This window comes from Delftia sp. ZNC0008, assembly GCF_000799035.1.
Taxonomy (GTDB): domain Bacteria; phylum Pseudomonadota; class Gammaproteobacteria; order Burkholderiales; family Burkholderiaceae_C; genus Comamonas; species Comamonas tsuruhatensis.
This window is the reverse complement of record NZ_JTKZ01000359.1, coordinates 1-8,547: the sequence shown is the minus strand read 5'-3', so window position 1 is coordinate 8,547 and position 8,547 is coordinate 1. Positions and strand designations below refer to the sequence as shown.

Below are 8,547 nucleotides of genomic sequence, written 5' to 3'. Positions count from 1 at the left end.
TGGCCTCGCCCGGCGCCTGGGCCCAGCCCCGGCCTCAGGCCCTGGACGATGAGGCCCGGCTGATGGCGCAGGCCCCCACCAAGGCACTGGCCCAGGTCGACGTGGTCGACACGGCCGAGCCCGCGCAGCGAACCCCGGGCGCCTCCACCACCGTCAGCGGCCCGGCGCTGGAGCAGGCCGGCAGCATGGCCGATGTGGTGCGCTACCAGCCCCTGGTCTCCGCGCCGGGCACGGCCTCGGGCACCAGCCGCAACCGCAGCAGCTTCGACCGCTCGGGCACCACGGGCTACAACATCCGCGGCATCGAGGGCAACCGCATCGGCATGGATGTGGACGGCGTCGAGATGCCCGACGCCACCACGCGCCCCTACGTGAGCCGTGTCGGCGCCAACACCTTCGGCGTGGGCCGTGACTTCATCGACCCCGAGATGTTCTCGGCCGTGGACATCCTCTCCGGCACCACCACGGCGCGGCGCGCGGCCGGTGGCATCGGCGGCTCGGTGGGCTTTCGCACCAAGTCCGCCGAGGACTACCTGGTGGGCGGCAAAACCTCCTACCTGGGCGGCAAGATCGGCCATGACACGGCCGACCGCTCCTGGAACGAGAGCTTCACGGCCGCTGGCCGCTCGGGCGACCTCGACGGCCTGATCGCCTACTCGCGCCGCGACGGCCACGAGACGCGCAACCACAGCGCCATCGTCAACAGCTATCCCGACGACTGGAACTCCAACGCCCTGCTGCTCAAGGGCGGCCTGCGCATCAACCCGGCCCACCGCCTGGTGCTGTCGGCCGACCTGTATCGCCGCAAGAACGACACCTCCTTCCATGGCTGGGACACCACCAACACCAGCATCACCGAAAGCTCGCGCCAGAACAGCGACACCAGCCGCAACACGCTGCAGCTGCAGCACCTGTGGACCCCGGCCGGCGCCTGGGTGGACCAGCTGGACACGCGGCTGTTCTTCCAGAACACGGACACCAACGACGTCACCGACACCACCACGCTGGCCACGGGCGCCAAGGTGCACAACGTCTCGGGCAACGAGACGCGCACCTGGGGTTTCTCGAGCACGGGCGACAAGCGCATCGACCGCCACCGCCTGAGCTTTGGCGTCAATGCCTCGACCCAGGACACGGAGCGCCCCTGGGCCGTGTCCGGCAGCATGAAGCCCCAGCCCGACACCACCACCCGCCGCTACGGCGCCTTCCTGCAGGACGAGATCAGCTTCCAGGCCGGTGGCCGCCGCCTGGCGCTGATTCCCGCGTTGCGCGTGGACCGCGTGGAGATCAAGACGCGCGACCTGGACAACTTCGTCTCGGGCGTGCTCACGGCCGCCGACGTGGAAAAGATTTACGGCGGCACGCGCGGCAACACCATCCTCAGCCCCAGCCTCGCCCTGGTCTATGACCTCACGCCCACGTTCAGCGCCTATGCCCAGTTCAAGCGCAGCGGGCGAGAGCCCTCGGCCGGCGAGATCTTCGGCTCGTGGAACATGGCCAGCAACTACAACGCGGCAGGCCAGTACGCCCTGGTCGGCAACCCCAACCTGAAGGAGGAAAGCAGCAATGCCTTCGACTTCGGCCTCAAGGGTTCGCCCACGCCGGGCGTGACCTTCAACAGCTCGGTCTTCTATACCAGGTACTCCGACTTCATCGCCTACACGCGCTACCTGCGCGCGGGCCGTCCCGACCTGTTCGTCAACGTGCCCGCCCACATCGGCACCATCTACCAGGCCGAGAACCGCGACAGCGCAAAGATCTACGGCTTCGAGGCCAGCGCGCGCCTGGACCACGGCCAGTGGATGCCCGCCGCCAGGGGCCTGTACTCCACCTGGGCGCTGGGCATCAGCCGCGGCACCTCCAGGTCCTACTACGCAGGCGACAAGGATGTGCCGCTGGACAGCGTGCTGCCGCGCAAGGCCATCGTCGGCGTGGGCTATGACGCACCCGCCCGGCAATGGGGCCTGAACCTGACCGGCACCTTCGTCGCGGGCAAGCAGGCCGTGGCCACCAACCGCGACAGCTACCAGAACGCGGGCACCGGCCTGACCGACTCGACCACCGAGCTGTTCCGCGTGCCCGGCTATGCCATCTTCGACCTGGCCGGCTACTGGCAGGTCGCAAAGAACGTGCGCCTGAACGCCGGCATCTACAACCTGGGCGACAAGCGCTACTGGGACTATTCCAGCACCCGCAGCCTGCAGCCCGGCGTGGCGCGCGACCGCCGCGACATCGAGCTGCTGAGCAACCCGGGCCGCACCTTCGCCGTGTCCATGAACGTTGCGTTCTGAGCACCCTGCGCACCATGCCATTGCACCCACGCCACCTTCACTTGCCGCGTGGCGCGGATCCGAGGAGTTTCTCCAGGGGCCGGCCGGCCTTCCCTACAGCGGCGGTGTCGGCCGGAACGCCTCCACCACCATCGCAGCCGCCGCTGTATCTGCCTACTTCAGGAGTCGTTTCATGATCGAGTTCTCTCTGTCCCACCGCATGCTGGCCGCTGCCGGCCTGGCGGCCCTGCTCACCGCCTGCGCATCGCCCACGGCACCGTCCGCCAGCGGCCCGGCCCAGCCGGCGGGCGGGCATGGCCAGTCTGCCTTCATGGGCAGCTACGACGCCAACCGTGATGGCGTGGTCACGCGCCAGGAGTACGACACCGTGCGCAAGCAGCGCTTCCTGGCCGGCGACACCAATGGCGACGGCTGGCTCAGCGAGAAGGAGTACGTGGACGAGTTCGAGGCCCGCCTCAAGCAGCAGTACGCGGGCCGCCAGCCCGACGAGCGCTATGCCCAGTCCATGAAGCAGGCCCATGTGCGCTTCGGCATCGTGGACAGGAACCGCGACGGCAAATACACCGTGGAAGAAGACATGGCCATCGCCGAACGCAGCTTCAAGGAAGCCGACGTCAACGCCGATGGCGTCGTGGACAAGAACGACGTCAAGAAGCCCTGAGCGGACATGGCTGGAACCCTATCCAAGCGATTGGCCTGGCGGCTGCCGCTGCTGTCGGCCGTGTGCATCTCCGCCCAGGCCCATACGCCCTACCTGCTGCCCACCAGCTTCGAGGCTTCGCCCCGGGCCGTCATCAGCGTGGACGCCAGCTTCGCCGACAAGTTCTTCATCCCCGAAGTGGCTTTTGGCGAAACGCGCTTCACCGTGACGGCGCCCGACGGCTCGGTCACGCCCGTGGCCGATGTGCGCCAGTTCAAGACCCGCACCGTGGCCGAGCACCAGCTGCCCGACGAGAAGGGCACCTACCGCGTGAGCACCGGCCCGCGCCTGGGCGCCGTCTTCCGTTCGTGGGAGCGCAACGGCAAGGTCGAGACCGCGCGTGATCCCGCCACGCCCACGCCGGCCGATGCCAGGCTGCTGAGCCACTACCAGTCGCTGTCGGTCTCCGAGACCTACATCACGGTGGGCAAGCCCAGCCGGGCTGCGCTCGCGCCCTCAGGCAAGGGCCTGGAGATCGTGCCCGTAACGCATCCGGCCGACCTGTTCGCGGGCGAGAAGTTCGACTTCACCGTGCAATACGACGGCAGGCCGCTGGCCGCGCAGAAGGTGGAAATCTTCCGCTCGGCCATGGACCTGGCCAGCCAGCACAGCGTGGATGCACTGACCACCGATGGCCAGGGCCGCATCTCCTACGCCCTGCCCAAGTCAGGCATCTACCTGGCCCTGGTGCGCTACCGCGCCGACGCCCCCGCCGGCGCCGCCGCGCCGCAGTACGGCAACAACTACACGCTGACCTTCAGGGTGCTGGCGCAGTAAGGGGTTCCGGTTTCACGAAAAAGGCCTGACGCCATGGAGGTGCAGGCCTTTTCTCATGGTGAAGCCCTGCCCCATGCGATGTGCATGAGGGCTATGCGCCTCAGCCCGTGGCCACCACCCGCAGCACCTCGGCGCCATAGGCGTCGAGCTTCTTGGCGCCCATGCCGCTGATGCCCTGCAGGTCGTCCAGCGAGGCCGGGTTGCGCTCGGCAATGGCGGCCAGCGTGGCGTCGTGGAAGATCACATAGGCCGGCAGGTTGTGCTCGCGCGCGACCTCGGCGCGCCAGGCCTTGAGGTTGATGAAGCGCACCTGGGCATCAGGCCCCAGGCTGGCGGCGGCCGCGTTGGGCTGGGTGGCGCGCTTGGAGGTGCGCGTGCGCGGCGCTGCAACGGCCTCGCGCAGCTGTACCTGGACGTTGCCGCGCAGCACTTCGCGCGAGCCTTCGGCCAGGCACAGGGTGTCGAAGCTGTGGCCGCTGTTCTCGCTGGTGATCTTGTGCAGGCCCAGGGCGCCGGTGGCCAGCAGCTGGCGCATCACGCCGCGCAGCTGGGGCTCGCTGTAGTCCTTGCCCAGGCCGAAGGTGGAGATCTTCTCGTGCCCGTACTGGCGCACCTTCTCGGTGTCCTTGCCGCGCAGCACGTCCATGATGTGGCCCGCGCCAAAGGTCAGCTGGCTGGCCTCGTGCACGCGGTAGATGGTGGACAGCAGCTTGCGCGCGGCGTCCGTTCCATCCCACAGGGCCGGGGGCTCCAGGCAGTTGTCGCAGTTGCCGCAGGCGGTCTTTGCCACGCGCTGCAGCGGCCGGCCTTCAATGTCCGTCTCTGCGTCTTCTCCCGGTGCGCCCAGGCCGTACTGCTCGCCGAAGTAGGCCAGCAGCCGCACGCGGCGGCAGTCCGTGGCCTCGGCCAGGCCCAGCAGGGCATCGAGCTTGCCGCGCATGACCTGCTTGAAGGTGTCCTCGGCCGGGCTTTCGTCGATCATGCGGCGCTGGTTGACCACGTCGGACAGGCCGTAGGCCATCCAGGCATCGGCGGGCAGCCCGTCGCGGCCTGCGCGGCCGGTTTCCTGGTAGTAGCCCTCGATGTTCTTGGGCATGTCCACGTGGGCCACGAAGCGCACATCGGGCTTGTTGATGCCCATGCCGAAGGCGATGGTGGCCACGATGACGATGCCGTCCTCGCGCAGGAAGCGGTCCTGGTGCAGCTGGCGCGTCTCGAAGGGCAGGCCCGCGTGGTAGGGCAGGGCGGGCACGCCGGCCTGGCTCAGCGTCTGGGCCAGCTCCTCCACGCGCTTGCGCGACTGGCAATAGACCACGCCGGCCTCGCCCTCGTGCTCGCGCTCGATGAAGCGCAGCAGCTGGTTGCTGACGTCCTTCTTCTCGGCGATGCGGTAGCGGATGTTGGGGCGGTCGAAGCTGCTGACGAAGTGCCGTGCGCTCTCCAGCTGCAGCCGCTCGACGATGTCGGCGCGCGTCAGCGCGTCGGCCGTGGCCGTGAGCGCGATGCGCGGCACGCCCGCATAGCGTTCGTGCAGCACGCTCAGCGCGCGGTACTCGGGCCGGAAGTCATGGCCCCACTGGCTCACGCAGTGCGCCTCGTCGATGGCGAACAGCGACAGCTTGCCCTGGGCATGCAGGTCGTCGAGCAGGCCCAGGAAGCGGGGCGTGTTCAGGCGCTCGGGCGCGGCATACAGCAGGGTGATGTCGCCGCTTTGCAGGCGCCATTCGACTTCCTGCGTCTCGTCATAGGACAGCGTGGAGTTCAGGTAGGCGGCGCTGACACCGGCCTCGTGCAGCGCGCCCACCTGGTCGTGCATGAGCGCGATCAGCGGCGACACCACCACCGCCACGCCGTGGCCCTGCTGCTGGCGCACGATGGCCGGCACCTGGTAGCACAGGCTCTTGCCGCCGCCCGTGGGCATGAGCACCAGCGCATCGCCGCCGGCGACCACGTGCGAGACGATGGCCTCCTGCGGACCGCGGAATTGTTCGTAGCCGAACACGGCTTGCAGGACGGAATGCGCGGCGGACAACGGAGGCTTCTTTCGGCAGGGGCGGCTGGCGCGGGAGGGGGCGGGATGCGGGCGCTTCCCGCAACAAATGCGCTGCGGCCCGAAGGCCGCAACAGCCGCCATTTTGCGCCCCCTCGCAAGGTCCAGGGAAGACCTGGGGTTTGAACCGCTCTGCATCAACGGCCTTTTCCGGGCGCGAGGGTGCCATTTTCAGATTTCTCCTAGCCACCCGCTGCTGCATTCAGCTGCCGCCCAGCACTCCACGCGCAATGATGCTGCGCTGCACTTCGGACGAGCCTTCGTAGATGCGCAGGATGCGCGCATCGCGCACCAGGCGCTCCAGCGGCATTTCGCGCGTGTAGCCGTAGCCGCCGTGGATCTGCAGGGCCTCGTCGGTGACGAAGCCCACCATTTCCGAGGCATGCAGCTTGGCCATGGCCGAGTGCTGGGTGAAGGGCTGGCCTGCCTGGCGCAAGGCCAGGGCCTGCATGGTCAGCGCCCACGATGCCTCCAGGCGCAGCTTCATGTCGGCCAGCTTCCACTGGATGCCCTGTTTCGTGGCCAGCGGCTCGCCGCCGACCAGGCGCTGACTGGCCCATTGCGCGGCGGCGGCCAGGGCGGCCTCGGCCACGCCCAGGGCGGTGGCCGCCACGTCCAGGCGGCTGTTGTCCAGCACCTTCATGGCCGTCTTGAAGCCCGTGCCCTCGGCGCCCAGCCGGTGGCTGGCAGGCACGCGCACGCCGTCCAGCGAGACCTCGAAGGCATGGCCGCCGCGGATGCCCATGAGCTTTTCGGGCGCCGAGACCTGGATGCCGGGCAGATCGCGCGGCACGATGAAGGCGCTGACGCCGCGCGCGCCGGCCTCCATGTCGGTCTTGGCGAAGACGACCATGAAGCGCGCCTCGGCGGCGTTGGAGATGAAGTGCTTGACGCCCGTGATCAGATAGTCGTCCCCATCGCGCACGGCGCGCGTGCGCATGTCGGCCGGGTGCGAGCCGCCGCGCGGTTCGGTCAGCGCAAAGGCCGCCAGCCATTGGCCGCTGGCGCAGCGCGGCAGCCACTGCTGGCGCTGGGCGTCGTCGCCGCCGATGAGCACGGCGTCCGTGCCCAGGTAGTGGGCGCCGATCATGGACGAGGTGGCCGCGCAGGCGCGCGAGATGGCCACCAGGGACAGCAGCATGGCCGTGGGCGTGACGCCGGGGCCGCCCAGGGCCTCGGGCAGGTTCATGCCCATCACGCCCAGGGCCGACAGGCCCGGCACATGGCAGGTGGCGGACAGCGCCTCTTCGTCCATGCGCTGCGCCAGCGGGGCGAGTGCGTCGTCGGCAAAGCGGGCCACGGCATCGGCAATGGCGTGGTCGTCGGCGGTGGTGCCCAGTCGTTGGAAGTTCATTTCGGTTGCTCAATGTGATGGGGAAGAGGGGGCCGCGCCCGCAGTGCCCAGGGCACCGGATGCGCGCAGCGCGGCAATGGCTTCGGCGCCCCGGCCCAGCCACTGCGAGAGCAGGGCGTCGGTGTGCTCGCCCAGGGCCGGTGCGCGCTCGGCGCGGTTGGGCGCGGCGCCGCTGAAATGCACGGGCTGGGTGGGCAGGCGCAGGCCGGGCAGGCGCGGGTCCTGCACCGCGCCAAGCAGGCCGCGCGCCTGGCTCTGGGGCGACTCCAGCGCCTGGGCAATGTTCCAGATGGGTGCGGCGGGCACGCCCGCTGCATCCAGCGCGGCCACCACCTGCGCCACTTCATGGCGGCCTGCCCAGGCCTCGATGGCCTCGCGCAGCGCGGGTTCGTGGGCCGAGCGTGATTCGTCGCTGGCAAAGCGCGGGTCGCCGGCCAGGCTGCCCAGCTCCATGGCCTGCAGGGCGGCGGCGAACAGCTTGTTGTTGAGCACGGCCAGCGCGAAGTGGCCGTCGCCTGCGCGGTACACGCCGAACGGCGCGGACAGCGGATGGCGGTTGCCTACGCGGCGCGCGGGCCGGCCCGTGAACAGGTAGCGCGCCACCGAGGTGGCCAGAAAGCTCAGCGTGGTGTCGAACATGGCCACGTCCACCTGCTGGCCCTGCCCGGTGGCGCGGGCCTGCAGCAGCGCGGCCAGCGTGGCCCAGGAGGCGAACAGGCCGGCCACCACGTCGCTGACGGCCTCGCCCACGACGGTGGGCGCGCCATCGGGCTCGCCCGTGGCCTCCATGAGGCCGCTCATGGCCTGCACGATGATGTCGTAGGCCGGCCGGTGGGCCAGCGGCCCGGTCTGGCCGAAGCCCGAGACGCTGACGTAGACCAGGCGCGGATTGAGCGCCCGCAACTGGCTTGCGCCTATGCCCAGGCGCTCGGCCACGCCGGGCCGGAAGTTCTCCACCACCACGTCGGCCTGGGCGGCCATCTCGCGGACCAGGGCCACGGCCTCGGGGTGCTTGAGGTCCAGCACCAGGCTTTGCTTGTTGCGGTTCATCACCGTGAACAGCGCGCTTTCTCCGTTGTTCATGGGGCCGATGGCGCGGTAGTCGTCGCCCTGCGGCGGCTCGATCTTGACGACCTCGGCGCCCAGGTCGGCCAGCAGGGCCGTGGACAGCGGCCCGGCCAGCACGCGCGTGAAGTCGAGGATGCGCACGCCGTCCAGCGGGCGGGCGGTACTGGCAGGGGCTGGGGGCGAGGCGGATTCGGTCATTGATGCAGCCATGGACAGGTGGTGGATGGCTGCATGCTGGCCCGCAATTGAATCAATGGAAAATATTCAATCCTGATGCAATGCATTCAAAAAGATGATCCATACGCGG

General features: G+C 69.3%; 6 protein-coding genes. 3 read left to right on the top strand and 3 right to left on the bottom strand.

The window, feature by feature from the left end:
- The 3 genes from L995_RS11830 to L995_RS11820 form a co-directional block, all read left to right on the top strand.
- Positions 1-2,291, top strand: a 2,291-nt coding sequence (locus tag L995_RS11830; protein WP_047471903.1) for a TonB-dependent hemoglobin/transferrin/lactoferrin family receptor, incomplete at its 5' end; no start/stop codon positions are given.
- A gap of 172 nt (positions 2,292-2,463) precedes the next feature.
- Positions 2,464-2,952 (top strand): hypothetical protein, encoded by a 489-nt coding sequence (locus tag L995_RS11825; protein WP_012202078.1) that lies wholly within the window; start codon positions 2,464-2,466, stop codon positions 2,950-2,952.
- A 6-nt stretch (positions 2,953-2,958) separates the two neighbouring features.
- The gene (locus L995_RS11820) at positions 2,959-3,768 is read left to right on the top strand and encodes a DUF4198 domain-containing protein (protein WP_047471901.1); all 810 of its coding nucleotides are present in this window, start codon (positions 2,959-2,961) and stop codon (positions 3,766-3,768) included.
- Positions 3,769-3,868: 100 nt separating this feature from the next.
- On the opposite strand, the gene L995_RS11815 is transcribed toward L995_RS11820, so the two are convergent.
- From L995_RS11815 to L995_RS11805, 3 genes are all read right to left on the bottom strand, one after another.
- Positions 3,869-5,800 (bottom strand): RecQ family ATP-dependent DNA helicase, encoded by a 1,932-nt coding sequence (locus L995_RS11815; protein WP_017405658.1) that lies wholly within the window; start codon positions 5,798-5,800, stop codon positions 3,869-3,871.
- A 220-nt stretch (positions 5,801-6,020) separates the two neighbouring features.
- Positions 6,021-7,172 (bottom strand): acyl-CoA dehydrogenase family protein, encoded by a 1,152-nt coding sequence (locus L995_RS11810; RefSeq protein ID WP_047471898.1) that lies wholly within the window; start codon positions 7,170-7,172, stop codon positions 6,021-6,023.
- Positions 7,173-7,181: 9 nt separating this feature from the next.
- Entirely contained in the window at positions 7,182-8,438 is a 1,257-nt protein-coding gene (locus L995_RS11805; protein WP_016447376.1) for a CaiB/BaiF CoA transferase family protein, read from the bottom strand.
- Positions 8,439-8,547 lie beyond the last annotated feature (109 nt).

Coding starts and splice junctions, on each gene's coding strand:
- L995_RS11820 (WP_047471901.1), top strand. CDS start 2,959: ATGGCTGGAACCCTATCCAAGCGATTGGCCTGGCGGCTGCCGCTGCTG.
- L995_RS11825 (WP_012202078.1), top strand. CDS start 2,464: ATGATCGAGTTCTCTCTGTCCCACCGCATGCTGGCCGCTGCCGGCCTG.
- L995_RS11805 (WP_016447376.1), bottom strand. CDS start 8,438: ATGACCGAATCCGCCTCGCCCCCAGCCCCTGCCAGTACCGCCCGCCCG.
- L995_RS11810 (WP_047471898.1), bottom strand. CDS start 7,172: ATGAACTTCCAACGACTGGGCACCACCGCCGACGACCACGCCATTGCC.